The 25,696-nt window shown below is 74.7% G+C and carries 19 protein-coding genes and 1 pseudogene; 7 read left to right on the plus strand and 13 right to left on the minus strand.

Annotated elements, in window-relative coordinates; genetic code table 11:
• Window positions 1-58 precede the first annotated feature (58 nt).
• Together ACFY00_RS16955 and ACFY00_RS16960 are read left to right on the plus strand one after the other, a co-directional pair.
• Window positions 59-3,661, plus strand: a complete 3,603-nt coding sequence (locus tag ACFY00_RS16955; RefSeq protein ID WP_388032149.1) for a CDP-glycerol glycerophosphotransferase family protein — start codon at window positions 59-61, stop codon at window positions 3,659-3,661.
• A gap of 105 nt (window positions 3,662-3,766) precedes the next feature.
• Window positions 3,767-6,136 (plus strand): CDP-glycerol glycerophosphotransferase family protein, encoded by a 2,370-nt coding sequence (locus tag ACFY00_RS16960; protein WP_388032152.1) that lies wholly within the window; start codon window positions 3,767-3,769, stop codon window positions 6,134-6,136.
• 15 nt (window positions 6,137-6,151) lie between these two features.
• Here the strand turns inward: ACFY00_RS16960 and ACFY00_RS16965 are convergent.
• From ACFY00_RS16965 to ACFY00_RS16995, 7 genes and pseudogenes are all read right to left on the minus strand, one after another.
• Window positions 6,152-7,849 (minus strand): annotated as a pseudogene (locus ACFY00_RS16965) (Stealth CR1 domain-containing protein); the annotation flags it as partial.
• Window positions 7,850-7,957: 108 nt separating this feature from the next.
• Entirely contained in the window at window positions 7,958-8,515 is a 558-nt protein-coding gene (locus ACFY00_RS16970) for a 2'-5' RNA ligase family protein (protein WP_388032155.1), read from the minus strand.
• Window positions 8,515-9,552, minus strand: a complete 1,038-nt coding sequence (gene trpS / locus ACFY00_RS16975) for a tryptophan--tRNA ligase (protein ID WP_388032158.1) — start codon at window positions 9,550-9,552, stop codon at window positions 8,515-8,517. The genes ACFY00_RS16970 and trpS overlap by 1 nt, the downstream gene beginning before the upstream one ends.
• A 29-nt stretch (window positions 9,553-9,581) precedes the next feature.
• Window positions 9,582-10,895 (minus strand): hemolysin family protein, encoded by a 1,314-nt coding sequence (locus ACFY00_RS16980; protein WP_388032161.1) that lies wholly within the window; start codon window positions 10,893-10,895, stop codon window positions 9,582-9,584.
• 80 nt (window positions 10,896-10,975) lie between these two features.
• Window positions 10,976-11,968 (minus strand): malate dehydrogenase, encoded by a 993-nt coding sequence (locus ACFY00_RS16985; RefSeq protein WP_285737145.1) that lies wholly within the window; start codon window positions 11,966-11,968, stop codon window positions 10,976-10,978.
• Window positions 11,969-12,146: 178 nt separating this feature from the next.
• Window positions 12,147-12,560, minus strand: a complete 414-nt coding sequence (locus ACFY00_RS16990) for a DUF3017 domain-containing protein (RefSeq protein ID WP_388032164.1) — start codon at window positions 12,558-12,560, stop codon at window positions 12,147-12,149.
• 5 nt (window positions 12,561-12,565) lie between these two features.
• Entirely contained in the window at window positions 12,566-13,420 is an 855-nt protein-coding gene (locus ACFY00_RS16995; RefSeq protein ID WP_388032167.1) for a bifunctional methylenetetrahydrofolate dehydrogenase/methenyltetrahydrofolate cyclohydrolase, read from the minus strand.
• 573 nt (window positions 13,421-13,993) lie between these two features.
• Between ACFY00_RS16995 and ACFY00_RS17000 the strand changes: the two genes are divergently transcribed.
• Window positions 13,994-14,725 carry an RDD family protein gene (locus tag ACFY00_RS17000; RefSeq protein WP_388032169.1) on the plus strand — a complete coding sequence of 244 codons (732 nt, stop codon included), beginning with the start codon at window positions 13,994-13,996 and terminating at the stop codon, window positions 14,723-14,725.
• Between the two features lie 70 nt (window positions 14,726-14,795).
• On the opposite strand, the gene purH is transcribed toward ACFY00_RS17000, so the two are convergent.
• Window positions 14,796-16,379: a bifunctional phosphoribosylaminoimidazolecarboxamide formyltransferase/IMP cyclohydrolase gene (gene purH, locus ACFY00_RS17005; protein WP_388032172.1), complete on the minus strand. Its 1,584-nt coding sequence runs from the start codon at window positions 16,377-16,379 to the stop codon at window positions 14,796-14,798.
• The gene (gene purN, locus ACFY00_RS17010) at window positions 16,376-17,035 is read right to left on the minus strand and encodes a phosphoribosylglycinamide formyltransferase (RefSeq protein ID WP_388032175.1); all 660 of its coding nucleotides are present in this window, start codon (window positions 17,033-17,035) and stop codon (window positions 16,376-16,378) included. Before purN ends, purH begins: the two co-directional genes overlap by 4 nt.
• 366 nt (window positions 17,036-17,401) lie before the next feature.
• Here purN and ACFY00_RS17015 point away from each other — a divergent pair, with 366 nt between their 5' ends.
• Window positions 17,402-18,040, plus strand: coding sequence for a hypothetical protein (locus ACFY00_RS17015; protein ID WP_388032177.1), 639 nt, complete (start codon window positions 17,402-17,404; stop codon window positions 18,038-18,040).
• A gap of 27 nt (window positions 18,041-18,067) precedes the next feature.
• On the opposite strand, the gene ACFY00_RS17020 is transcribed toward ACFY00_RS17015, so the two are convergent.
• Together ACFY00_RS17020 and ACFY00_RS17025 are read right to left on the minus strand one after the other, a co-directional pair.
• Window positions 18,068-18,784, minus strand: a complete 717-nt coding sequence (locus ACFY00_RS17020) for a response regulator (RefSeq protein ID WP_388032180.1) — start codon at window positions 18,782-18,784, stop codon at window positions 18,068-18,070.
• The gene (locus ACFY00_RS17025) at window positions 18,781-19,929 is read right to left on the minus strand and encodes a sensor histidine kinase (protein WP_388032182.1); all 1,149 of its coding nucleotides are present in this window, start codon (window positions 19,927-19,929) and stop codon (window positions 18,781-18,783) included. The genes ACFY00_RS17020 and ACFY00_RS17025 overlap by 4 nt, the downstream gene beginning before the upstream one ends.
• 133 nt (window positions 19,930-20,062) lie before the next feature.
• Here ACFY00_RS17025 and ACFY00_RS17030 point away from each other — a divergent pair, with 133 nt between their 5' ends.
• Window positions 20,063-20,980 (plus strand): ABC transporter ATP-binding protein, encoded by a 918-nt coding sequence (locus ACFY00_RS17030; protein WP_388032185.1) that lies wholly within the window; start codon window positions 20,063-20,065, stop codon window positions 20,978-20,980.
• Window positions 20,977-21,735 (plus strand): hypothetical protein, encoded by a 759-nt coding sequence (locus ACFY00_RS17035; RefSeq protein WP_388032188.1) that lies wholly within the window; start codon window positions 20,977-20,979, stop codon window positions 21,733-21,735. The genes ACFY00_RS17030 and ACFY00_RS17035 overlap by 4 nt, the downstream gene beginning before the upstream one ends.
• Before the next feature lie 111 nt (window positions 21,736-21,846).
• Here the strand turns inward: ACFY00_RS17035 and ACFY00_RS17040 are convergent, their stop codons facing one another.
• Window positions 21,847-23,118 (minus strand): DUF6350 family protein, encoded by a 1,272-nt coding sequence (locus ACFY00_RS17040; RefSeq protein WP_388032191.1) that lies wholly within the window; start codon window positions 23,116-23,118, stop codon window positions 21,847-21,849.
• A gap of 117 nt (window positions 23,119-23,235) precedes the next feature.
• Between ACFY00_RS17040 and ACFY00_RS17045 the strand changes: the two genes are divergently transcribed.
• The gene (locus tag ACFY00_RS17045) at window positions 23,236-24,696 is read left to right on the plus strand and encodes a LuxR C-terminal-related transcriptional regulator (protein ID WP_388032194.1); all 1,461 of its coding nucleotides are present in this window, start codon (window positions 23,236-23,238) and stop codon (window positions 24,694-24,696) included.
• A 107-nt stretch (window positions 24,697-24,803) separates the two neighbouring features.
• On the opposite strand, the gene sucD is transcribed toward ACFY00_RS17045, so the two are convergent.
• Window positions 24,804-25,694: a succinate--CoA ligase subunit alpha gene (gene sucD / locus ACFY00_RS17050; RefSeq protein WP_388032197.1), complete on the minus strand. Its 891-nt coding sequence runs from the start codon at window positions 25,692-25,694 to the stop codon at window positions 24,804-24,806.
• Between the last annotated feature and the right edge of the window lie 2 nt (window positions 25,695-25,696).

Raw genomic sequence — 25,696 nt, forward strand, 5'->3', positions numbered from 1 at the left:
TCGCACGTTTCGACGGACTCGCCGGCCGCACCCTCCGAGGAAAGGCACCGCGCTTCCGATGGCCCCCCGTCTCTCCGTCGTCGTTCCGATCTACAACGTCGAGCGCTACCTCGAGGAGTGCCTGGACTCCATCGCCGCCCAGACCTTCGCGGACTTCGAGTGCGTCATGGTCGACGACGGCTCCAAGGACTCCAGCGCGGAGATCGCGCGGGCCTACGCCGCCAAGGACGCCCGGTTCCGGCTGGTGCAGCAGGTGAACAAGGGCCTGGGGGCGGCCCGCAACACCGGCTACCGGAACATCTCCGAGGGCAGCGAGTTCCTGGCCTTCGTGGACAGCGACGACACCATGCCGCCGTCCGCGTACGAGCTGATGATCGGCACCCTGGACGAGACCGGCTCGGACTTCTGCACCGGCAACGTGCTGCGCTTCCGCGCGGTCGGCCACTACCAGTCCGGCGGCCACCGCAAGCCGTTCGCGGCGACCCGGCTGCGCACCCACATCACCGAGATCCCGGCGCTGATCACCGACCGCACCGCCTGGAACAAGGTCTACCGCCGCTCCTTCTTCGACGAGGCGGGCGTGCTGTACCCCGAGGGCATCCTGTACGAGGACGCGCCGGTCAGCGTGCCGCACCACTTCCTGGCCCGCCGGGTCGACGTGCTCGCCGAGCCGATCTACCACTGGCGCGAGCGGGAGGTCGGCGAGATGTCGATCACCCAGATGAAGACCAACCCGAAGGGCGTCATCGACCGGGTCAGGTCGATGGAGCTGGTCCGGGAGTGGCTCTCGGCGCAGAGCGACCCGAAGTTCCGCAAGTACCTGCGCACCTACGACGAGAACAACCTCGTCGAGGAGATCCCGATGTTCTTCGGCTCGGTGCTGGAGAACGACCCGGAGTACAACGCCGCCTACCTGGAGTCGGTCGGCCGGCTGCTGCGCGCCATCGGGCCCGAGCAGGTCCGCAAGCTGCGCGCCCCGCTGCGGCTGAAGTACCACCTGACCCTGCAGAACCGGCTGGAGGAGCTGATCGAGCAGCTCCGCTTCGAGAAGGACAGCAACGGCGCCGCCCCGGCCCGCGGCCTGCTCCGCCCGTACGCCGACTACCCGTTCCTGCGCGGCGGCCGCAAGAGCGTCCCGGCGGACGTGCTGCGGCTGAAGAACGCCCTGGTGATGCGCTCGCGGCTGTACGAGGCCCGCTGGGAGGGCGGCAAGCTGAGGCTCAGCGGCCACGCCTTCCCCGAGCACCTGGGCGCCGAGCACAAGCACGACATGGTCAAGGCGCTGGTCCTGCGCGAGGCCAAGGGCCGCGGCGTGGTGGCCGTGCAGACCAAGGCGCAGTACTCCCCGGAGGCCACCGCCAGCTCCCCGCACGACCTGTACAGCTGCGACTGGGCGGGCTTCAGCGCGTCCATCGACCCGCAGCGGCTGAAGTCCCGCGGGGCGTGGAAGGACGGCTCCTGGCGGGTGCTGGTGGCCGGGGTCGGCAAGGGCGGCGTGTACAAGGGCCGGGTGTCGGTCGGCTGGCACGACCGCAACGAGTACCCGCCGGTGCACTGGGTCGAGGACGACGTCCGGATCGTGCCCTGGTCGCGCGACGGGCACCTGCTGCTGCGGGTGGAGCGGGTGCGCGCCCGCGCGGTCGCGGCCTCGGTGCAGGACGGCACCCTGGAGCTGCGCGGCCTGGTCCGCTCCGGCCCCGACCTGGCGGGCGCCGAGCTGAGGCTCAAGCACGTCGAGTCCGACCGCGAGCTGTTCGCCGAGCTGGAGCTCGGCACCCCGGCCGGGCGCGACCTGCCGTTCGCCGCGCGGGTGCGGCTGTCCGAGCTGGCCGCCGTCCGGGAGGCCTGGGACGCCCTCGACCCGACCGCCGAGGAGCGCACCCGGGACCGCTGGGACCTGGAGCTGAAGCTCACCGACGGCAGCACGCTGCCCGTGGTGCTGGACGACCGGGCCGCCCCGGTCCAGCTGCACGCGCCGCTGCCCGGCGACGGCCGCGCGCTGTACGCCAAGCCCTCCCCGTCCGGCTACCTGCAGCTGTGCGACCAGGTGCTGCAGCCGGTGATCGAGGAGGTGGCGCGCGCCACCGACGGCGAGGGCTTCGTGCTCAGCGGCTCCTTCCCGCTGCCCGGCACCCACCGCTACGAGCTGGTGATCCGGCACCCCAAGCGCCAGGAGGAGCACGCCTACCCGATGGAGATCGCCGACGGACGGTTCCGGGCCGCGCTGCCCGCCGTCCCGACCGCGTCCTTCGCCGGGCGGGTGCCGCTGCACAAGGGCACCTGGACGGTGCTGTTCCGCCCGGCCGACGCCCCGATCGACAGCCTGTGGCCCGCCGCGGTGCTCTCCCACCGGACGTTCGACACGCTGCCGCTGGAGGTCGAGGCCCGCGGCAAGAAGGTCGACCTGGAGCGCCGCCTGTTCGACACCCTCACGCTGGAGTCGCACGACCCGCTGTCCTCCGCCGAGCGCAGCGGCTACCGGCAGCGGCAGCTGCGGCTCGCCTACGCCGACCGCTCGGACGCCCCGCTGACCGACACGGTGCTGTACCACACCGTGCGGGAGGACTGGTGGACCGTCGACGGCGGCCTGTACGGCGACTCGCCGCGGGCCGTGCACGAGGAGCTGGTCCGCCGCGGCCTGCCGCTGCGCCACCTGTGGACCTCCGACGACCTGCAGGCCGAGCTGCCGCAGACCGCCGAGTGCGTCCGGCACCGCTCCCCCGAGTGGTTCGAGGCGCTGGCCACCGCGAAGTACGTCGTGACCTCCACCCACCTGCCCACGTACTTCCGCCGCCGCCCCGGCCAGGTCGTCCTGCAGACCTGGCAGGGCGTGCCGCTGAAGCGGATCGGCACCGACTTCGAGAAGGTCTGGTTCACCGACTCCGGGTACCTGGAGCACCTCAAGGAGGAGGTGCCGCAGTGGAGCCTGCTGACCGCGGGCAACCGCTGGTCGGTGCCGGTGCTGCGGCGCGCCTTCGGGTACGAGGGCAAGGTGCTGGAGAGCGGCGCCCCGCGCAACGACCTGCTGTTCGCCGCCGACCGGGAGAAGACCGCCGAGCGGGTGCGCGAGCAGCTGGGCCTGCCCGAGGGCAAGCAGGTCGTGCTGTACGCGCCGACCTTCCGGGAGGACCGCCGACTGCCCGACGGCGGCTACCAGTTCAACCTGCAGCTCGACCTGGAGGCGGCCCGCGCCGCGCTGGGCGAGGACCAGGTGCTGCTGGTGCGCAGCCACGAGGTGGTGCGCGGGCAGATCGCCGAGGCCGGGAACGGCTACGTGTGGGACGTCAGCACCTACCCCGACACGGCGGAGCTGCTGCTGATCGCCGACGTGCTGGTGACCGACTACTCCGCCTCGGTGTTCGACTTCGTGAACACCGGTCGGCCGGTGCTGTTCTTCGCCTACGACCTGGAGCACTACCGCGACAACCTGCGCGGTTTCAGCCTCGACTTCGAGGCCCAGGCGCCCGGTCCGCTGCTGCGCACCTCCGCCGAGGTCGTCGCGGCGCTCGGCGACGTGTCCAGGATCGCCGTCGAGTACGCGGACAAGTACGCGGCCTTCCGCGAGGCGTACGCGGACCTGGACGACGGCCGGGCCTCGGCCCGGGTGGTGGACGCGCTGCTGGCCGAGGGCGGGCAGGGCTCCGTCGCCCCGACCGAATGAACCATTCAAAATAGGTAAGTAATGTAAAATTATTTCAATTCCACCCACTCTCTGCGGAGTGGGTGGAATTGACATTTCCCGGACCCCTGCGCTGGGATATCGCAAATGCCCCTCCCCGCCGCCCTCGCCACCTTGCGCCACGCCGCCTGGGACGGCGGCGTCCTGGTGCTGCACGGCGAGGGCCGACTGGCCGGCCACCCCGGGGAGCGGCCCGACCAGATCCGGATCGTCCTGGAACTGCGCCCCCTCGACGGCTCCCGGCGCGCCGTCAGACTGCGCACCACCCCCCGCTACCTCCCCGAGGCCACCGACGACAGCACGCAGACCCGGCACGGCCTCGACTGGACCGGCTTCACCGCCGTCCTCGACCCCGCCGCGCTGCGCCCGCGCCCCGGCCGGGCGGGCACCACCTGGCGGGTCGAGGCCGCCGTCGCCTGCGGCCGGCTCCTGGCCCGCGCTCCGCTCACCCCGTACTGGTGCGGCGGCGGCGAGTACCCGCCGGCCGGCTGGAGCGCCACCGGCGTCCACCTGGCCGCCTCGACCGCCGACGGCGCCCTGCACCTGACCGCGCACCGGCCGACCGCCCAGGTCACCTCCTGCCTGGCCCGCCCCGACGGCTTCGAACTGCGCGGCACCGCGGCCGACGGCGCCGACGGGCCGCTGGTGCTGCGGCACCGCGACACCGGAGAACTGATCCAGACCCAGGCCCGTTGGCGGGGGAACGAGTTCACCGCCGTGGTCGGCACCGTCCCGCGCCCCTCCCCCGGGCACTGGGACGCCGCGCTGGAACTGCCCGGCGGGCCCGTCCCGCTGCTGCTGCGGCGACCGCCCGGCATCCCCAGCCAACTCCCGCTCCCCGACGGGGAACTGACCCTGCAGGCCAAGCAACTCGCCGACGACAGGCTGCAGTTCCACGTACGGTCCGCCGAACCGCGGGTCGACCGGATCTCCCCCGCCGACGCCGCCTTCGAGCTGTCCGGCGAGTTCCCCGGGGCCGCGGACCACCCGCTGGAACTGGTCCTGCGGCACACCGGCGACGGCCGCGAGCGCCGCGCGCCCGTCCACCCGGCCGCGGACGGCCGGTTCACCGCCCGGCTGCCGCTCGCGCCCCCCGGGCCGGACGGCACGCCCCGGCCGCTCGCCAAGGGCGTCTGGGAGGCCCTGCTGCGGCCGTCCGGCCCGGACGGCGAGGGGCGGCCGGTGCGGCTGCACCCCTCGGTGCTCCCGCTGCTGCCCGCCCGGGCCGCGGTGGGCGGCAAGTCCTTCCTGCTCCAGCGCCGCTGGCACGACACCCTGATCGTGGACAGCCTCCCGGTCCTGTCCGCCGCCGAACGGAGCGCGTACCGCCAGCACCGGCTGCGCACCGTCGCCTACCCGGCCGCCCGCCGACGGCCGCTGCGCGAAGCGGTGCTGTACGACGTGTTCGGCGGCCGCGGGTACGCCTGCAACCCGCGCGCCGTACACGCCGAGCTCGTCCGCCGCGGCACCGCCCTGGAACACCTGTGGACGGTCGAGGACGCCCAGGAGCAGCCCCCGCCGGGCGTCCGCGCGGTGCGCCAGTGGAGCCCCGAGTGGTACGAGGCCCTGGCCACCTGCCGCTACCTGGTCGGCAACACGCACTTCCCCGAGTTCCTGCGCCGCCGCGAGGGCCAGGTGGTGGTCCAGCTGTGGCACGGCACCCCGCTGAAGCGGATCGCGCACCGGCTGCCGCCCGGCTGGGCCGCCGACGACGGGTACCTGCGGCGGCTGGAGCACGAGGTGCGGCAGTGGAGCCTGCTGGTGTCGCCCAGCCCCTTCGCCACCCCGGAGCTGCGCGACTCCTTCCGGTACCGGGGCGAGGTGCTGGAAGCCGGCTACCCGCGCAACGACCGGCTGGCCCGCCCGGACCCGGCCGAGGCCGCCGCGGTCCGCCGCCGGCTCCGGCTGCCCCCCGGCCGCCGGGTGGTGCTGTACGCCCCGACCTGGCGCGACGACCGGCCCGGCCCGGGCGGGCGGCACGCCCTCGACCTGCGGCTCGACCTGGCCGCCGCCCGGGCCGCGCTGGGCCGCGACCACGTGCTGCTGCTGCGCCCGCACGTGCACGTCGGCGGGGCGCTGCCGGACGACGGCTTCGTCCGCGACGTCGCCGACTACCCGGACGTGCAGGACCTGCTGCTGGTCGCGGACGTGCTGGTCACCGACTACTCCTCGGTGATGTTCGACTTCGCGCTGACCGACCGCCCGATGCTGTTCTTCACCTACGACCTGGCGCACTACCGGGACACCCTGCGCGGCTTCACCTTCGACTTCGAGCGCTGGGCGCCCGGCCCGCTGCTGTCCTGCTCCGAGCGGCTGGTGGCGGCGCTACGGGACCTCGACCAGGCGCGGCACCGGGACGCCCGCCGACGGTTCCGGGAGCGGTTCTGCCCCCTGGACGACGGCGGGGCCGCCGCCCGCGCGGTCGACCGGATGCTCGCCCTCGGCGCCGGCGGCTGAGCCCTGGCCGGGCCGCTCGAAGGGTCCGGGCACCGGGGAGTACGCGTCGAGGAACGCCGCCACCGCCCGGTCCTGCTCCTCGACGGGGCTGCCGTCGCCGGCCCCGTCCGCCAGGCAGAACGCGTCGTGGTCGCGGTCGGCGAGCAGCCGCTCCAGCCGGTCCCGGCCGTCGGCCCGGTCGACCGCCAGGTAGCGGTGCCGCAGCGCGCCGTCGACGGCGCCGCCGGACAGCTGGGCGTGGTAGAGCGCCAGGGTGACGGGGGCGACGTCGGTGGCGGCCCGGAAGGCCGAGCGGCCGGTGGCGGCCAGCTCCGCGCCCCGGCACCGCTCGGACGCCTGCAGCAGGCTGCGCCGCAGCGGGTACGGCACGTGGGCGAGCACGCGGGTGAAGGAGCGGCCGTGGGCGTCCTCCAGCAGCCGCCGGGTGTTCTGCTGCGAGGCGGTGTACACGTCGGGCCGGCCGGGCGCCCCGGACGGCGGGACGACCCTGCTGTCCCGGCACGCCTTCGGCCGGCCGTTGCCGAGGAAGAAGTCCTCGGGACGGACCGGACGGCCCAGGAACATGTCGTCGTTGAAGTACAGGAAGTGCTCGGCCAGGCCGGGGACGCGGTGCGGCCCGGTCTCGATGGCGTGCGAGTTGAACACCGGCCCCCCGGGCGGCACGTCCCGGTGCGGGACGACGGTCAGCCCGGGCACCCCGGTGTCCAGCCAGTGCGGCACCTGGTCGTCGGTGACCAGGAAGATCCGGCGGATCCACGGGGCGTACATGGCGATCGAGCGCAGGGCGTAGCGCAGTTCGTCGCGGTTGCGGTAGCGGTGGTCGTCGTCGTCGCGCTCGGCGGGCCCGCCGTCGCCGAGCAGTCGGGCGCGGGCCGCGGCGCGGCGGCGCCGCCAGGCCGGGTCGCCGTCGTCGACCCAGGTGAACACGGCGTCCACCGGGAAGCGGACGTCCTCCGGCAGGTGGTGCAGGAACGCCTCGGCGACGGGGTAGTCGCGCTCGCCGACCCGGACGGTGCCGGCCGCCTCCATCGACGGCAGCCACCACCCGTACGGGGTCTCACCGATCGAGGCGACGCCTCCGGTGGAGGCCTCCGCGGCGTCCCAGAACTCCAGGTCGCAGCCGTGCTCCTCGCCGTAGTACAGGGTGCGGCCGCTCGTCACCACCGGCCGGTACAGGCGCACGCCCTTGACCGGCTCCGGGGCCGGGGGCGGCGGGGGCGGCTCCTCGCCCTCGGGGGTCCGGGGCGGCGGCGGGGGCGCCTCGTGCTCGGCGACGGCACCCGGGAGGAACTCGGCGAGGACGGTGCCGTGCACCCGGCCGTGGCCGAGCATCGCGGCGTACCCGGGAGTTCCCCGGAAGGCCTCGGCGACGGCGGCCAGCGCGGCCGCGCGCCACCCCGGCGGCACGCCCAGGCGGTGGCGGGTGCCGCGGTCGGGGATCAGCAGGTAGCGGACGCCCGCGGCGTCCAGCGCCTCGGCCACGGCGGCCAGGTTGGCCTCCCTGGCCCGCGGGTCGAGCAGGTCGTCGGGGACCTCGGCCAACCGGCCGCGGTGGCGCACCAGCGCGGGGTGGGCCCCGGCCAGTTCGTCCTCGCGCAGGCGCTGCGGGTCGACCGGGGCGGGCGGCGGGGGCGGGGACAGCAGTCCGCACCGGCGCATGGCCCGGCCGACCGCCTGCCGAACGGATCGGGGAACTGCCTGCCTGGTCGCCATGTCACTCCTGAGCCCGCCGGAACCACGGCGACGCTAACAACAGTGGAATCGCAGACGAAGCAAAACCGGACAATTCCCAGTCAACTGCCAGAACCCGCAGGTGAACGGTCAGGCGCCGCCGAAGCGGAACGCCGACCGGGGGCGCCAGACCTCGTCCGCCCCGAATCGCGACAGCACGAACTCGGTGACCTCGAAGACCGCCCGGAAACCCTTGGAGCGCTCGTACGCCACGTCCAGGTCCGCCTCGGACAGGCCGTGCGCGACGGTGACGTGCGGGTGGTAGGGGAAGGCCAGCTCGCGGGCCAGCGGGCCGGAGCGGACCTCCGCCTCCAGCACCCGGCACTCCTGGGCCCCCTCCTCGACCCGGACGAACACCACCGGGGAGACCGGGCGGAAGGTGCCGCTGCCCTGCAGCAGCATCCGGAACGGCCGCTGTCCGGCGGCCACCGCCCGCAGGTGGCGCTCGATGTCGGACAGCCGCCCCGGGTGGGTCTCGGTCGGCGGCAGCAGGGTGACGTGGGTCGGTATCGACCTGGCCAGCGGGTCGCCGTACCCGGCCCGGGCGTCCTGCAGCCGGCTGCCGTACGGCTCCGGGACGTGTATGGACACGCCGATGGTGACGGCCTCGTCGAGGCCGTCACCACCGGGAGCGGCAGCCGTCGGCATCAGCGCTTGGGCGCCAGGAAGCCGACCCGGTCGTACACCTCGGCGAGCGTCTCGGACGCCACCGCGCGGGCCTTCTCGGCCCCCAGCGCGAGGACGCGGTCGAGTTCGGCCGGGTCGTCCAGGTACTGCTGGGTGCGGGCCTGGAACGGGGTGACCCACTCGGTGAACAGGTCGGCCAGCTCGGTCTTCAGGGCGCCGTACATCTTGCCCTCGAAGTGCGCGACCAGTTCGTCGATCGACAGCCCGCTGAGCGCGGAGTGGATCCGCAGCAGGTTGGAGACGCCGGGCTTGGCCGCCTCGTCGTAGCTGACCACGGTGTCGGTGTCGGTGACGGCGCTCTTGAACTTCTTGGCGCTCGCCTTCGGCGGGTCGAGCAGGTTGACCAGGCCCTTGTCGGTGGCCGCGGACTTGCTCATCTTCGCGGCCGGGTCCTGCAGGTCCTGGATCTTCGCGGTGGCCTTGAGGATGTAGGGCTCGGGCACCGTGAAGGTCCGGCCGTAGCGGGTGTTGAAGCGGTCCGCGAGGTCGCGGGTGAGCTCCAGGTGCTGGCGCTGGTCCTCGCCGACCGGCACCGCGTCGGCCTGGTAGAGCAGCACGTCGGCGACCATCAGCACCGGGTAGGTGAACAGGCCGACCGTGGTGCGGTCGCTGCCCTGCTTGGCCGACTTGTCCTTGAACTGGGTCATCCGGGAGGCCTCGCCGAAGCCGGTGAGGCAGTTCATCACCCAGGCCAGCTGCGCGTGCTCGGGCACCTGCGACTGCACGAACAGGGTGCAGCGCTCCGGGTCCAGGCCCGCGCCGAGCAGCTGGGCGGCGGAGACCCGGGTGTTCTGGCGCAGCACCGCCGGGTCCTGCTCGACGGTGATCGCGTGCAGGTCGACGACCATGTAGAAGGCGTCGTTGGCCTCCTGCAGGTCGACCCACTGGCGCACCGCGCCGAGGTAGTTGCCCAGGTGGAAGGAGCCCGAGGTGGGCTGGATGCCGGAGAGCACCCGGGGACGGTCCTTCACGGGACCGGTGACCGCTGCGTTGACCATGGGGCCATTGTTCCAGTTCCCGGGGTCGGTCAGGAAACCTCCGGGCCCGCCGGGTCGGCGGGTGTGACGGTGCTCACCCGCAGCCGCTCGATCCGCCGCCCGTCGAGGCGGGCCACGGTCAGCCGCGCCCCGGTGTCGGTGAGCACCTGGTCGCCCTTGTGCGGCAGCCGCCCCAGCTCGCGCACCACGAACCCGGCGACCGTCTCGTACGGGCCCTCGGGCAGGGTCAGCCCGGTCTCCTGGGCGAAGTCGGGGAGGTTCAGCAGCCCGTCGATCTCCATGCCGCCGCCCGCCAGCCGCCGGGTGGCGGTGGTGTCCTGGGCGTCGTACTCGTCGCGGATCTCGCCGACCACCTCCTCGACCAGGTCCTCCAGGGTGACGATGCCCGCGGTGCCGCCGTACTCGTCGACCACGATCGCCAGGTGGTGGCCCTCCCGGCGCATCTCGCCCATCGCCTCCAGCACCCGCTTGGTGGCCGGGAGCAGCTTCACCGGGCGGGCTAACTCCCGCACCCGGACGGCCTGTTCGCCACGCGCCCCGTAGAGGTCGCGGACGTGCACGAAGCCGGTCACCGCGTCGTACGAGCCGTCCACCACCGGGTAGCGGGAGTGCGGCGCGGAGTCGGTCTCGTGCCGGACCTCGGCCACCGCGCGGTCGCCGTCCAGGAAGGTCACCTCGGTGCGCGGCACCATCACCTCGCGCAGCTGGCGCTCCCCCGCCGCGAACACCTCGTTGATCAACTCGCGTTCGTCCGAGCCGAGTTCGGTGTTGGCGGCGACCAGGCCGCGCAGCTCCTCCGGGCTCATCACCCCGCGCCCGGCGCTCGGGTCGCCGCCCAGCAGCCGCACCATCAGGTTGGTCGAGTGCCCCAGCAGCCAGATCACCGGCCGCAGCACCACCGACATCACGTCCACCACCGGCGCGGCCAGCAGCGCGATCGACTCGGCCCGCTGCAGGCCGATCCGCTTGGGCGTCAACTCGCCCAGCACCAGCGAGGCGTACGAGATCACCAGGGTCAGGCCGACCAGCGCCACCGCGTCCGCGACGCCCTCCGACAGGCCCGCCCGGACGAACACCGGCGCCAGCTTGCCCGCCAGGGTGTCCGCGCCGAAGGCCGCCGACAGGAAGCCCATGCAGGTCACCCCGACCTGCACCGCCGCCAGGAACCGGTTCGGGTCGGCCGCCAGGTGCGCGGCCCGCGAGGCCCGCCGCGTCCCCGCCGCCTCCAGGGTGCGGATCTGCCCCTCGCGCAGCGAGATCAGCGCGATCTCCGCGACGTTGAACAGGCCGCCCAACATGATGAACACCAGGACGAGCGCGGCGTCCTGCAGGGTTTCGCTCACGGCCCGAGTGTAGGGCGCCCGCAGCGCAACGGCCGGGCGCCCCGAGGGCACCCGGCCGTTCAGCCATCCTGCGGCGGCGCTCAGATGAGGCCGAGCTCCTTGACCGCGTCGCGCTCCTCGGCGAGCTCGCCGACCGAGGCGTCGATCCGCTTGCGGTCGAACTCCGAGAGGTCCAGGCCCTGGACGATCTCGAACTTGCCGTCCTTGGTGGTGACCGGGAAGGAGGAGATCAGGCCCTCCGGCACGCCGTACGAGCCGTCCGAGACGATGCCCATCGAGGTCCAGTCGCCCGCCGGGGTGCCGTTGACCCAGGTGTACACGTGGTCGATGGCGGCGTTCGCGGCCGAGGCGGCCGAGGAGGCGCCGCGGACCTCGATGATCTCGGCGCCGCGCTTGGCGACCTTCGGGATGAAGAAGTTCTCGACCCACTCCTGGTCGGCGCCGACGGCGTCGAAGGCGGCCTTGCCGGAGATCTCGGCGTGGAACAGGTCCGGGTACTGGGTGGCCGAGTGGTTGCCCCAGATGGTGACCTTCTTGACGTCCTCGACCGTCACGCCGGCCTTCTTCGCCAGCTGGGCGACGGCGCGGTTGTGGTCCAGGCGGGTCATCGCGGTGAAGCGCTCGGCCGGCACGTCCGGTGCGTTGCGCTGGGCGATCAGGGCGTTGGTGTTGGCCGGGTTGCCGACCACCAGGACCTTGATGTCGTCCGCGGCGTTGTCGTTGATCGCCTTGCCCTGCGGGCCGAAGATGCCGCCGTTGGCGGAGAGCAGGTCGCCGCGCTCCATGCCCGCGGTGCGCGGACGGGCGCCGACCAGCAGCGCGACGTTGGCGCCGTCGAAGGCGACGTTCGCCTGGTCGGTGATGGTGATGTCGCGCAGCAGCGGGAACGCGCAGTCGTCCAGCTCCATGGCGACGCCCTCGGCCGCCTTCACGCCCTGCGGGATCTCCAGCAGGCGCAGGTTCACGGGGACGTCGGCACCCAGCAGGTGACCGGAGGCGATGCGGAACAGCAGCGCGTAGCCGATCTGGCCGGCGGCTCCGGTGACGGTGACATTGACGGGGGTGCGAGTCATTTCAGCCTTCTCCTGCGATCGCCAGGTGCCCCAGGCACACCGGCGCGCTGGGGCCGAGGATGATCTCTCGATATCGAGAGACCTGGGCAAGGCTATCGCAAGGCCGGAGGGCGCGAAGCCAGGGGCGCGGGCAGAGCCGCCGCGCGCGGCTCCCCGCGCCCCCTGCCTCGCCCACCGGTCACCCCATGGGGTGCCCGATGAGCCGTCCGATGTTCTCCAGCACCGGCACCCGCAGCCACGGGTCGGGCTGGGCCACCAGCGTGAGCAGGACGATCACGCCGCCGAGCACGAACATCAGCGCGACGTCGGTGAACCGGCTGCGGACGGCGAGCATGCCGACGTCGGGCAGGCCCAGCCTGAGCAGGGCGCCGAGCAGCGGGGCCGCGCCGACCGCGAGCAGGCCGAGGCGGAAGTGGCCCTGCCAGGTGACGAGCAGGCCCGCCGCGGCGACGAGGAGGACCAGCGTGATCGGCCACTGCCGCAACGGCAGGGTGTGGCCGCGGCCGAGCGCGGCCGCCGAGCCCTCCGGGGGCAGGGTGCCCTGGGTGGTGACGGGTGGGCGGCGACGGCCGCGCCGCGTGACGCCGGGCACCGGTGTCAGACGCCGGCGCGGCGCTCGGCCGCCTCGACGATGTTGTTGAGGAGCATCGCGCGGGTCATCGGGCCCACGCCGCCGGGGTTGGGGGAGATCCAGCCGGCCACCTCGGCGACGCCGGGGTGCACGTCGCCGACGATCTTGCCCTCGCTGCGCGAGACGCCGACGTCGAGGACGGCCGCGCCAGGCTTGACGTCCTCGGGCTTGACCAGGTGCGGGACGCCGGCGGCGGCGACGATCACGTCGGCGTTGCGCAGGTGCGCGGCCAGGTCGCGGGTGCCGGTGTGGCAGAGCGTCACGGTGGCGTTCTCGCTGCGGCGGGTGAGCAGCAGGCCGATGGAGCGGCCGACGGTGATGCCGCGGCCGACCACGACGACCTCGGCGCCGTCGATGGCGACCTCGTGGCGGCGCAGCAGCTCGACGATGCCGAGCGGGGTGCAGGGCAGCGGGCCGTCGATGCCGAGGACGAGGCGGCCGAGCGAGGTCGGGTGCAGGCCGTCGGCGTCCTTGTCCGGGTCCATGAGTTCGAGCACGCGGTTGGCGTCCAGGCCCTTGGGGAGCGGCAGTTGGACGATGTAGCCGGTGCAGGACGGGTCGGCGTTGAGCTCGCGGACGACGTTCTCGACGTCCTCCTGGGTGGCGGTGGCGGGCAGTTCGCGCTGGATGGAGGCGATGCCGATCTCCGCGCAGTCCCGGTGCTTGCCGTTGACGTACCACCGGCTGCCCGGGTCGTCGCCGACCAGGACGGTGCCGAGGCCGGGGACGACGCCCCGCTCCTTGAGGGCCGCCACGCGGACGGCGAGTTCGGACTTGATCGCGGCCGCGGTGGCCTTGCCATCGAGAATCTGGGCAGTCATGGACCCATTCTCCCGGATCCGGGGTGCGGGCCGCGCCGCCGGACCGCCTGCCGGACCCGCGCGCCGCCGACCGCCACCGGGGGTCGGCGCGGGACCACGGAGCGTACCGGGCCCGTTGCGGTTCCGCCACGGTCCGGTCCGGGTTGCGGGAGGCGGCTGGACAGCGCGGCGTGGTACGGACGACGATGGCGGGGCAATCCCTGCCGTGCCGGGCCCTGGTGACGGGCTGTCGCCGGCGGGGGACGACAGCCGGGGGAAGAACGACAGTGAGCGAACCGCACCAGCCGGGGCCGCAGGGCGTCCGCGGCACGGCTGCCGCCGCGTCGTACCGCGCCCCCGCCGGGCCGTGAACGCCGTCGGGGCGTCCGCCCCGCGCCCGCCCGCCGCTGCTGCGGCGTCCCGCCGGTGGCGTCCGGCGGGCACCGTGCGGCCTTGAACGGGCGGTGCGGCTGTGAGCGTTGACCTGCGTTCCGTCGGAGTGGTTCGCTACTCTGCCCCGCGGTCGGTGTCCCTGCCCGCCCGTCCCCGCGTTTTCCCTGTCCCGTCCACGCTCCTTCCTGCCCGGAGGCACCGTTGAGCTACCCGCCCGACCCGAACAACCCGTACGGCCAGCAGCCCCCGCCGCCCGGCTACGGCTACCCGCAGCAGGCGCCGCCGCCCCCGGGCTACGGCTACCCGCAGCAGGGGCAGCCGCAGCAGCCCTACGGCTACCCGCAGCAGGTGCCGCCGCAGGCCAACTACGGCTACCCGCCGGCGCCCGGCACGCTCCAGGCCAACAACGGCTACATCAACGTCCCGAACCTGGGCACCGTGCAGGTCGCGACCATGGGCATGCGTTTCCTGGCCCGCCTGCTGGACGCCCTGGTCACCGGTGTGGTCATCACCATCGCCATGTTCGCGGGCCTGGCCGGCGCGGTCGGCCTGGCCAACAAGGCCGACAAGTGCGACTACACCAGCTCGAACTACGACAGCTGCGTGGCGGACGCCAGCAACAGCGCGGTCGCCGCGTTCTTCATCATGTTCGCGGTGATCATCGCGTTCAGCCTGCTCTACGAGTGGCTGCTGATCAGCCTGGCGGGCGCGACCGTCGGCAAGATGGCGCTGGGCCTGCGCGTGGTGCGCGAGAACACCGGCCAGCACCCGGGCCTGGGCGCCGGGTTCGTCCGCTTCGTCATCCCGTGGGTGGGCTACCTGGTCTGCTTCATCGGCATGCTGCTGGTCTGGGTGTCGCCGTTCTTCGACAACTCGGGCAAGCTGCAGGGCTGGCACGACCGGGCCGCCGGCACCCTGGTGGTCAAGAGGTAACCGCGCCGCGACGCCCGAGGGCCCCGCACTCCGAGTTCGGAGTGCGGGGCCCTCGCGCGTGGCCGACCGGTCAGTGGAAGAAGTGCCGGGTGCCGGTGAGGTACATGGTCACGCCCGCCTTCTCGGCCGCCGCGACCACCTCCTCGTCGCGGATCGAACCGCCGGGCTGCACCACGGCCTTGACGCCCGCGGCGAGCAGGATCTCCAGGCCGTCGGCGAACGGGAAGAACGCGTCGGAGGCGGCGTAGGAGCCCCGGGCGCGCTCCCCGGCCCGCTCGACGGCGAGCTTGCAGGAGTCGACCCGGTTGACCTGGCCCATGCCGACGCCGACCGAGGCGCCGTCCTTGGCGAGCAGGATCGCGTTGGACTTGACGGCCCGGCAGGCCCGCCAGGCGAAGGACAGCTCGGCGAGCTCCTCGGCGGACAGCGCCTCGCCGGTGGCCAGCGTCCAGGTGGACGGGTCGTCACCGGCCGCGTCGACCCGGTCGACCTGCTGGAGCAGCAGGCCGCCGGAGATCCGGCGGGACTCCAGCGCGTCGGCGGGCGCCCCGGGGGCGCGCAGCACCCGGAGGTTCTTCTTCTTGGCCAGCACCTCCAGGGCGCCGTCCTCGTAGTCGGGGGCGACGACGACCTCGGTGAAGATCGGGGCGATCTGCTCGGCCAGCTCGACGCTCACCGGGCGGTTGACGGCGATCACGCCGCCGTACGCGGAGACCGGGTCGCAGGCGTGGGCCTTGCGGTGCGCCTCGGCGACGTCCGCGCCGGTGCCGATGCCGCACGGGTTGGCGTGCTTGATGATGGCGACGGCCGGGCCCTCGTGGTCGTACGCGGCGCGGCGGGCCGCGTCGGTGTCCACGTAGTTGTTGTAGGACATCTCCTTGCCCTGCAGCTGCTCGGCGCCCGCCAGGCCGCCGGTGCCGTCGGTGTAGAGGGCGGCCTGCTGGTGCGGGTTCTCGCCGTAGCGCAGGACGTTGCCGAGCTCCCAGGTGCTGCCGAGGAAGGACGGGAACGCGGCCTCGGACCCGGTGTAGCCCGACTCCTCGAACCAGCTCGCCACGGCGACGTCGTACGCGGCGGTGTGCGCGAACGCGGCGGCGGCCAGGCGCTTGCGGGTCAGCAGGTCGAAGCCGCCGCCCCGCACGGCGGTCAGCACGTCCGCGTAGCGGGCCGGGTCGACCACGACGGCCACCGAGGGGTGGTTCTTCGCGGCGGCGCGGACCATGGACGGGCCGCCGATGTCGATCTGCTCGACGCACTCGTCCGGGGTGGCGCCGGAGGCGACGGTGGCGGTGAACGGGTACAGGTTCACCACGACCAGGTCGAAGGGCTCGACGCCCAGCTCGGCGAGCTGCGCGCGGTGCGACTCCAGGCGCAGGTCGGCCAGCACACCGGCGTGCACGCGCGGGTGCAGGGTCTTGACCCGGCCGTCCAGGCACTCGGGGAAGCCGGTCAGCTCGGAGACCTCGGTGACCGGGACGCCCGCGGCGGCGATCTTCCCGGCGGTGGAACCGGTGGAGACGATGGCGACCCCGGCGGCGTGCAGCCCCTGGGCCAGCTCCTCCAGCCCGGTCTTGTCGTAGACGCTGATCAGCGCGCGCCGGATCGGGCGCACGTTCTCGGAGACGGGGGTGTTGCCGGAGGAAGCGGCGCTCATGCCGGAATCCATACCTTTCGGTCCTCGATGCGGTGTCCTTCGCGGGCCAGCCGGCCCACGACCTCGACGAGCAGCTTGCGCTCGACAGTCTTGATGCGCTCGTGCAGCGCCTCGCCGCCGTCGGCGTGGTCGGCGTCCACGACCTCCACCACGCCCTGGGCGATGATCGGCCCGGTGTCGACCCCGGCGTCCACCAGGTGCACGGTGCAGCCGGTGACCTTCACCCCGTACGCCAGCGCGTCCGGCACGCCGTGCGCCCCCGGGAAGGCGGGCAGCAGGGCGGGGTGGGTGTTGACGGTGCGCCCCGCGAAGGCGGCGACGAACGCGGGGCCGAGGATCTTCATGAACCCGGCGGTGACCACCAGGTCGGGTTCGTGCGCGGCGACGGCGGCGGTCAGCGCGGCGTCCCAGGCGGCCCGGTCGGCGTGGTCCTTGACCCGCTCGACGAAGACCGGGATCCCGGCCCGCCGCGCCCGCTCGATGCCCGCGATGCCGTCCCGGTCGGCGCCCACCGCGACGATCTCCGCGCCGTAGGCGGGGTCGGCGGCGGCGTCGATCAGCGCCTGCAGGTTGGTGCCGGAGCCGGAGACCAGCACCACCAGCCGGGCCGGTCCGGGGGTACGGGGCGGGAACACTTGGGCGTCAGCGGCAGCCACGGCGCGATTCTCCGTACGTCGGGTTGTCGCCCGCTGGTACGTCCACCCTCGGTGGGGCCACTACGGGCGGCGGCAGGTCGGGAGCGGGCGGTGGATCGCCGGGGGCCGCGGCGCTGCGGGTGCCCGAGGAACCGGTGGGAGCTGCCGACGGTCACCACGATAACGGCTGGTGGGAGGCCACCCGTAACCGCCCGGCCACGCTACGCGCGTAGTTGAGACGGGGATCTCCCGGCGGAAAACGTCGCGGCCCGGCACCAACCCGGCAGGGTGCCGTACGGCCGGAAACCGACTGGGGGATCATTGACCGGACCGCCCACTCCCCCACCGACGGGGCGGACCACCCGACGAGCAGAAACGGCCGAGACCATGAGCAGCGGCGAGGACAGCGGCGAGCGCAACCCCTTCGCGCCCCCTCCGCCCGGCGCGCCCGACCAGCCGTGGCGGCCCCGCACCCCCCGGCCCCCCGCGACCGGACAGCAGACGGACGGGCAGCAGCCGACCGGACAGCAGCCGGACGGCCGCCCCGACGAGGACCTCCCCCAGCCCCCGCCGTGGGGCCAGCGCCCCGACCCCGGCCGGCAGCAGCCCGCCCCGCCCAAGCTCGACCCCGCCGACCCGACGCAGCGCGCCACCCGCAACGCCCTGCTCTCCGGCTTCGCCGCCCTGCTCGCCACGCTGTTCCACCAGTACTGGCTGGCCTTCCCGCTGGCCCTGCTCGCCATCTGGTACGCCGTCACCGTCCTGCGCACCCCCGCCGAACCCGCGGCCGACCCCTTCTCCCCCCGCCCCGTCCGCCCCCAGGTCCCGGCCGCCCTCAGCGCCCTCCTGACCGGCGGCCTCGCCCTGGTCGTCTCGCTGAGCGTCTTCACCGTGCAGTTCGTCTACCGCGACTACCTCGACTGCCGGAACAACTCGATCACCCAGGAAGCCGTGCACACCTGCGCCAAGGAGTACGACGCCCCCTCCTGGCTCAGCGACAACCTCTACGACGGCTCCGACGAGTGACCCGCGGCGGAGCCCCGCTCCGGCCGGTCAGTCCCGGTCCGCGGCCCCCTCGGGGGCGGGGGTGACGAAGCCGGACTCGTAGGCGGCGATCACCGCCTGGGTGCGGTCGCGGGCGCCGAGCTTGCCGAGCACCGCGCTGACGTGCGTCTTCACGGTCTGCACGCCCAGGTGCAGTCGGGCGCCGATCTCCGCGTTGGACAGGCCGCGGGCCATCAGCCGCAGCACCTCCCCCTCCCGGCCGGTCAGGCCCGCCCGGGCCACCGCGCCGCCGTCCGCGGCGTGCCCGGCCCGGGCGGCGGCGAGGCGGCGGATCGCGGCCGGGAACAGCAGCGACCCGCCCGCCGCGACCAGCCGGACGGCCTGGACGACCTCCGCCGGGCGGGAGCGCTTGAGCAGGAAGCCGTCGGCGCCCGCGCGCAGCGCCTCGTACACGTAGTCGTCGGCCTCGAAGGTGGTGACCACCAGGATCTTCGGCGCCCGGTCGATGCCGCGGCCGGTGCCGCGGTCGGTGCTGCGGCCGGCGTCGCGCAGGATGGCCCGGGTCGCGGCGAGGCCGTCCAGGCCGGGCATCCGGACGTCCATCAGCACCACGTCGGGGCGCAGCGAGCGGACCAGGCCGAGCGCCTCGGCGCCGTCGGAGGCCTCGCCGACCACTTCCAGGTCCGGCTGGGCGTCCAGGACGGCGCGCAGGCCGAAGCGGATCAGTTCCTCGTCGTCGACCAGCAGCACCTTGACCACGCTCACCGGCCCAACCGTAGCGGCAGCCGCACCCGCAGCAGCCAGTCCGCCCCGCCGTCCCCGTCCGCACCCGTCTCCCCCGCCTCGCACTCGCCGCCGAGCAGCACCGCCCGCTCCCGCACCCCGCGCAGTCCCTTGCCGCCGCCCTTGCGCGAACTCCCCTTTCCGGTACGGGCGTTGCGGCAGGACAGTTCCAGCACCCCGCCGTCCACCGCGCCGCGGACCAGGATCGGCGCGCCGGGGGCGTGCCGCAGCGCGTTGGTGACGCCCTCCTGGAGGATGCGGTACGCCTCGCGGGACAGCACGCCGGGCAACTCGGCGGCGCGGACGTCGAGTCGGGCGTCGACGGGGCTGCCGGCCGCCGTCGCGGCGGCGAACAGTTCGGCGGCGCGGTCCAGTCCGGGCTGCTCGGCGGCGGCCGCGTCCGGGCTCTCGCGCAGCAGCACCAGCATCCGCTCCAGGTCGTCCAGGGCCCGCCGCCCGGTGGTCTCGATCGCCTCCAACGCCCGTTCCCGGAACGCCGGATCGGCCACCTCGCGGGCCGCGCCCGCCTGCACCACCGTCACCGTCAGCGCGTGCCCGATCGAGTCGTGCAGCTCCCGGGCCAGCCGGTTGCGCTCCAGCAGCCGCTCGGCCCGGGCCTCGGCGGCCGCCAGCCGCTCCGCTCCCGACGGCCCCAACAACCGTACAGCCAGCGCGAGTTGCAGCCGTCCGGCGTACACCACCAGCCACAGCAGGGCGAACGCCACCGGCGGCGCGAGCAGCGGGACGCCCGCTACCGTCCGGACGGCGAGCACCGTCGCCGCGCCGAGCGCCACCCCCAGCGCGACCCGGGCCACCAGCCAGCACGCCGTCCGCCCCCGGTCCGCCCAGCCCGCCGACGGCGCGACCCCGATCTCCTCCTCCCGCGCGGGCGCCAGCAGCAGCCGCGCCTGTACGCCCTCCCCGCGCCGCACCCCCGGCACCAGCGCCGCCAGGCCCAGCAGCGGCACGTCCAGCGCCACCGCCCACAGCACCGCCCGCCCGGTCGACACCCCCTCCGTCCCCGGGTACACCAGCAGCACCACCCCGGCGAACACCAGCCCGATCATCAGGTGCACCCAGCGGGTGTACGTCACGGGGCGCAGCAGCGGGGCGAGGAGTGCGGGCATCCGTCCATCCTGCCCGGTCCGCCCCCGCGCCCTCCTCCCTCCCGGGAGGGAGCCGGACCACCCGCGGGCGGGATCCGGCGGCCCCGGCCCCGGCGGTTGACTCGGAACAGGCAACCGGAGGAAGGGAGTTCCCGTGATCGAGATCCGCGACCTGACCAAGGCGTACGGCGGGCGGCGGGCCGTGGACGGCCTGTCGTTCCGGGTCGAAGCCGGTCGGGTGACCGGCTTCCTGGGGCCGAACGGGGCGGGCAAGTCGACGACGCTGCGGGCGGTGCTGGGGCTGGACCGGCCGACGTCCGGGACGGCGCTGGTGGACGGGCGGCCGTACGCCGCCCTCGGCCGCCCGCTGGAGCGGGTCGGCGCGCTGCTGGACGCCCAGGCCGTGCACCCCGGCCGCACCGCGGCCGGACACCTGCGCTGGATCGCCGCCTCGCACGGCCTGCCCGCCCGCCGCACCGCGGAGGTGCTCGCCCTGGTCGGCCTCGCCGAGGTCGCCGACCGCCGGATCCGCACGTTCTCGCTCGGCATGCGCCAGCGCCTGGGCATCGCGGCGGCCCTGCTCGGCGACCCGGCCGCGCTGCTGCTGGACGAGCCGGTGAACGGTCTGGACGCGGAGGGCATCCGGTGGATCCGGAGCCTGCTGCGCCGCCTCGCGGACGAGGGACGGGCGGTGCTGGTCTCCTCGCACCTGATGGCGGAGATGGCGCTCACCGCCGACCACCTGGTGGTGATCGGCCGGGGCCGCCTGCTCGCCGACACCTCCACCGTCGACTTCCTGGCCCACCACGGCCGCCGCCGGGTCCGGGTCCGCGCCGTCGACCCGGCCGCCCTGGCCGCCCTGGCCGCCCTGCTCGCCACCGCCCACCCCGACGCGGTGCCCCGCGCCGACGGCGCCTTCGACGTCCCGGACGCCGACCCGGCCCGACTGGGCGCGCTGGCCGCCGAGCACCGTGTGGTGCTCGTCGAACTGTCGGTGACCCACGACTCCCTGGAGGAGGCCTTCATGCGGATGACCGCGGACGCCGTCGAGTACCGGGCGGTGGCGGCATGAGCACCCCGATGCCGCAGGTGCGCCGGACGCACCCGCTGCGCGCCGAGTGGGCGAAGTTCACCACGCTGCGCCCGCTGTGGACGACCCCGTTCCTCGCGGTGGCGCTCAGCGCGGGCATCACCGCCGCCGTCCAGGCCGCGTACGGCCGCCGCGACACCTCGCTGACCGGCGACCCGATGGAGGGCCTGTACTACGGGCTGAACTTCGGCCAGGTCGCGGTCGTCTGCCTGGGCATCCTGCTGGTCGGCCAGGAGTACGCCTCCGGCACGCTCACCACCTCGCTCGCCGCCGTCCCGGACCGGCTGCGGTTCTACCGCGCCAAGCTGCTGCTCGGCACCGGCCTGGGCCTGGCCGTCGGCCTCGCCACCGTCGGCGGCCAACTCGCCGCGACCGCCGTCACGGTGGGCCTGGACCTGTCCGCCCCCGGCACCGTACGGGCCCTCGTCGCGGGCGTGCTCTACCACCCGCTGCTGCTCGTCCTGTGCCTGGCGCTCACCACCGTCCTGCGCAACCAGACCGCCGCCCTGGGCCTGCTCTCCCCCGCCGTCTTCCTCGGCACCACCGCCCTGACCGCCGTCCCCGTCCTCCGCGAGGCCGCCCGCTTCCTCCCCGACCGCGCCGGCCAGTACGCCCTCCGCCTCGCCGACACCCCCGGCACCCCGTACGGCCACACCACCGGCCTCCTCCTGATGGCCGCCTGGACCCTGGCCGCCGCCCTCGCGGGCCTGCGCACCCTCCACCGCAAGGACGCGTGAACAAAAACAGGGGCGCGGGGAACCGCGCGAGCAACCAGGCACCCACCGCAAGGTCGCGAGGTGACGTCAACTCGCCGCCCACCTCGCGACCTCGCTGACGTGTACCTCCCGCTACGCGGCCAGTCGGCACACCAGCCGGTACGCCCCCATCCGGGCTCGGAGCACCGGCCCCGCGCCGTCGCCGTGGCGGCCGAGCCACCAGCGCCACAGCAGCGCCCCGGGCAGGGCGAGGGCGAGCAGCCAGGCGGCCTGCGCGAGGGCGAACTGCCAGGGGACGGGGCCCAGTCGGGACATCCGGCCGGAGCCGAGCGCGCCGCCCGCGAGGTGGGCGGTGAGCAGGGCGGGCGGGACGGCGGCGAGGGCGGTGGCGGCGGCGGTGACGGCGGTCTGGGCGGGCGTCCAGCGGGTGGCGGCGCGGCCGATGAGCAGGGCGGCGGTGAGGGCCGCGGCGGCGGCCGCCGCGCAGGCGAGCAGGTGCCAGTCGGGGCCGCGGTCGGCGGGGAGCAGGGCGAGCAGCGGGAAGTCCGGGGCGGGGCCGAGCCGGGTGCCGAGCGGTCCGGCGTGCTGTGCGGTGCCGACCTCGAAGCCCGCTCCGAGTGCGTAACTCGCGGCCCAGATCAGCGCGTTGGGCACCAACGTCAGGCAGGTCAGCAGCATGCCGAGCCAGCCCGCGGCGCCGCCGCCGAGCCGTTGCGCGTCCTGTCCGGCGGAGCCGAGCAGCACGGCGGCGGCGAGCACCGCGCCGCCCCCGGCGGTCAGGGCGAGCAGCCAGCCGGCCAGGGCCCGGCCGAGGGCGGCCGGGGCGCCGTCGGGCCAGAGGGCGGGCGGCAGCGGCAGTCGGGGCAGGGCGGCGGGTCGGCCGAGTCCGGTCCACAGGCCGTGGCCGAGCGCGGCGGCGGCCAGCAGGGCGACGGCGACGAGGTCGGGGACGGCCCGGGAGCGCAGCAGGGCCTGCGGGTCGGCGCACTGGGCGACGGCGAAGGCCGCGACCAGCAGGTACCCGGCGTACACCGTGAGCGGGGAGCGCCAACGCACCCGTCCGCGCCCCCGGGCGCGCCGGGCCTGGCGGTGTCCGGCGCGGGAGAGCAGCACGGCGGTGACGGCGGTGAGCAGCAGCGGCGCGACGGTCACGGGGGCGGCGCCGGGGCCGCGGGCCAGGGGGGCGCCGTGGCCGAGCAGCCAGCACGCGAAGACGGCCCGGGCCGCGTCCTGCGCCGTGTCGTCCCCGTACGGGGCGAGCACCCACAGGCCGAACACCGGGACGGCGATCAGGGACAGGGTGAGCAGCGCGGTGCGGACGCCGGTGAGCAGGTCGGAGAGGGTGGAGCGGCTGTCCAAGTCGCTCGGCAGTCCCAGGATCGGACGGCCCATCAGCTGCGTCATGGCCTTCATGCTGCCAAGGCCACCCGTTGAGGGGTGTCAACGCGCGCACCTTCGCCGTGTCCCGGATTATCAGTACATGTGCCTTTTTCCGGGACGGACCTGCCACGGAGGAGATCGGTGACCTCGCCCTCGACCGCCGAACCGGAGCGGACCACCGGAACGACCGCCGGAACCTCGCCCCGGGCCCGCGAGGACGCCGAACTCCTGCTGCGCCGCCTCGCCCCCCGCGAGGCCCAGGCCCTGGCCCGGCTGGCCGCGGGCGACGACCTGCGCGCCATGGCCCGGCACCTGGGCGTCGCCCCCGGCACCGCCCGCGGCCACCTCAACCGGGCGGTCCGCAAGCTCGGCGTCCGCACCCGCGAGGAGGCCGTCGCCCTGGTCGCCGCGCTCACCCCGGAAGCACCCCCCGCGTCGACCGCCCCCACCGAGTTCGTGGGCCCCCCGCTCCCCCCGGTCCACCCGGTCGAACCCGTCACCCCCGGCAGAGCCCCCGTCTCCGCCCCCGTCCGGCCCGATCCCGCCCCGGGCTCCTTCGCCGAGTTCGCCGCCCTGGTGCACACCCGGCTGGTCCAGCAGACCTTCCTGCTGACCGGCCACCGCCACCGGGCCGTGCACTGCGTGCACCTGGCGCTGGGTTCGGCGGCCCGCCGGTGGGCGGAGGTCGCGGCCGACCCGGACCCGGAGGGGCGGGTGCGCGGGGAGGCGTTCGACCTGGCGCTGTCGCCGTGGCACCGGGGCGGCCCGCGGCGGGCGCACCTGCTGCGGTGGCCGCGGCGGCGGATCGCGGTGGACGAAGCGGGCGCGCCGGAGCCGCCCGAGCCGCCGCAGAAGCTGACGCACCGCGACCGGGCGCTGGTGAAGGCGCTGCTGCGGCTGTCGCGGCCGCAGCGGCGGGCGCTGGTGCTGCACGACACGCTGGGCCTGCCGGTGGAGCGGGTCGCGGTGGAGGTGGAGTCGAGCACGGCGGCGGCCGAGGGCCGGGTGCGTTCGGCGCGGGCCGCGCTGGCCCGGGAGGTTCCGGCGCTGGTCGGCGCGGACCCGGAGGACCCGGAGTTCGCGGAGCGGCTGGCGGAGCTGTTGCACCGGGCGGCGGTGCACGGCTGCCCGGGGCCGAGGTTGCCGTCCACGGCGCGGCTGGTGGCGGACAGCAGGCTGCACACGGGCCTGGTGACGGGTGGGGCGGTGGCGCTGACGGTCGTGGTGGGCGGGGCGATCGTGGCGACCCTGCTGGGGGTGGGCCCGTCGGAGCTGGTGCGTCCGGAGCCCTCGCGCGGGACGGCCTGCACCGGGGTCGGCACGGGCAGCGCCGGTCCGGCGGCCCCGTACGGCGCGCCGGGCCTGCAGACGCCGTGGTGCGGTCCGACACCGGGCGTCCCGGCCCGGCTGGTGAGCCTGCCGGGGCAGCTGCCGCCCCCGCCGGGCCGGGCGGCCGTACCGCCCGCCGACCCGTTCACGGCCCGCCGTCCGCTGTTCGCCCCGCCGCCGGAGCACCGCCCGCGGTCGGAGGAACACCACCCGCTGCCGCCCGGGGCGGCCGCCGCGTGCGGCCCGGCCGTGGAGCGCTGCGACCCGCTCTGACCGTCGAGCGGCCCGGGAGGCCCCGGGAAACGCCGCAGGCGCCGCCCACCGTCGAAACGGTGCGCGGCGCCTGCGGCGTAGCTGCGCGCTACTGCTCGCCTGCTTGCCTACTGCGCGGCGGCGATCAGCTCGCGGGCCAGGCGGGCGGTCTCGGACGGCGTCTTGCCGACCTTGACGCCGGCGGCCTCCAGGGCCTCCTTCTTCGCCTGGGCGGTGCCGGAGGAGCCGGAGACGATGGCGCCGGCGTGGCCCATGGTCTTGCCCTCGGGCGCGGTGAAGCCCGCGACGTAGCCGACGACCGGCTTGGTGACGTGCTCGGCGATGTAGGCCGCGGCCCGCTCCTCGGCGTCGCCGCCGATCTCGCCGATCATGACGATGAGCTCGGTCTCCGGGTCCTCCTGGAACGCCTTGAGGGCGTCGATGTGGGTGGTGCCGATGACGGGGTCGCCACCGATGCCCACCGCGGAGGAGAAGCCGAGGTCACGGAGCTCGTACATGAGCTGGTAGGTCAGGGTGCCGGACTTCGACACCAGACCGATCTTGCCCGGACCGGTGATGTTGGCCGGGATGATGCCCGCGTTGGACTGTCCGGGGCTGATCAGGCCGGGGCAGTTCGGGCCGATGATGCGGGTCTTGTTGCCCTTGGCGCCGGCGTGGGCCCAGAACGCGGCGGTGTCGTGCACCGGCACGCCCTCGGTGATGACCACGGCGAGGCCGATCTCGGCGTCGATCGCCTCGATCACGGCGGACTTGGTGAACGCCGGCGGGACGAAGATGACGGTGACGTCGGCACCGGTCTTCTCGATCGCCTCGACCACGGTGCCGAACACGGGCACCTCGGTGCCGTCCACGTCCACGGTGGTGCCGGCCTTGCGCGGGTTCACGCCGCCGACGATCTGGGTGCCGGAGGCGAGCATGCGGCGGGTGTGCTTCATGCCCTCGGAGCCGGTCATGCCCTGGACGATGACCTTGCTGTCCTTGGTAAGGAAGATAGCCATTG

Source organism: Kitasatospora sp. NPDC001540 (genome assembly GCF_042894345.1).
Classification (GTDB): domain Bacteria; phylum Actinomycetota; class Actinomycetes; order Streptomycetales; family Streptomycetaceae; genus Kitasatospora; species Kitasatospora phosalacinea_C.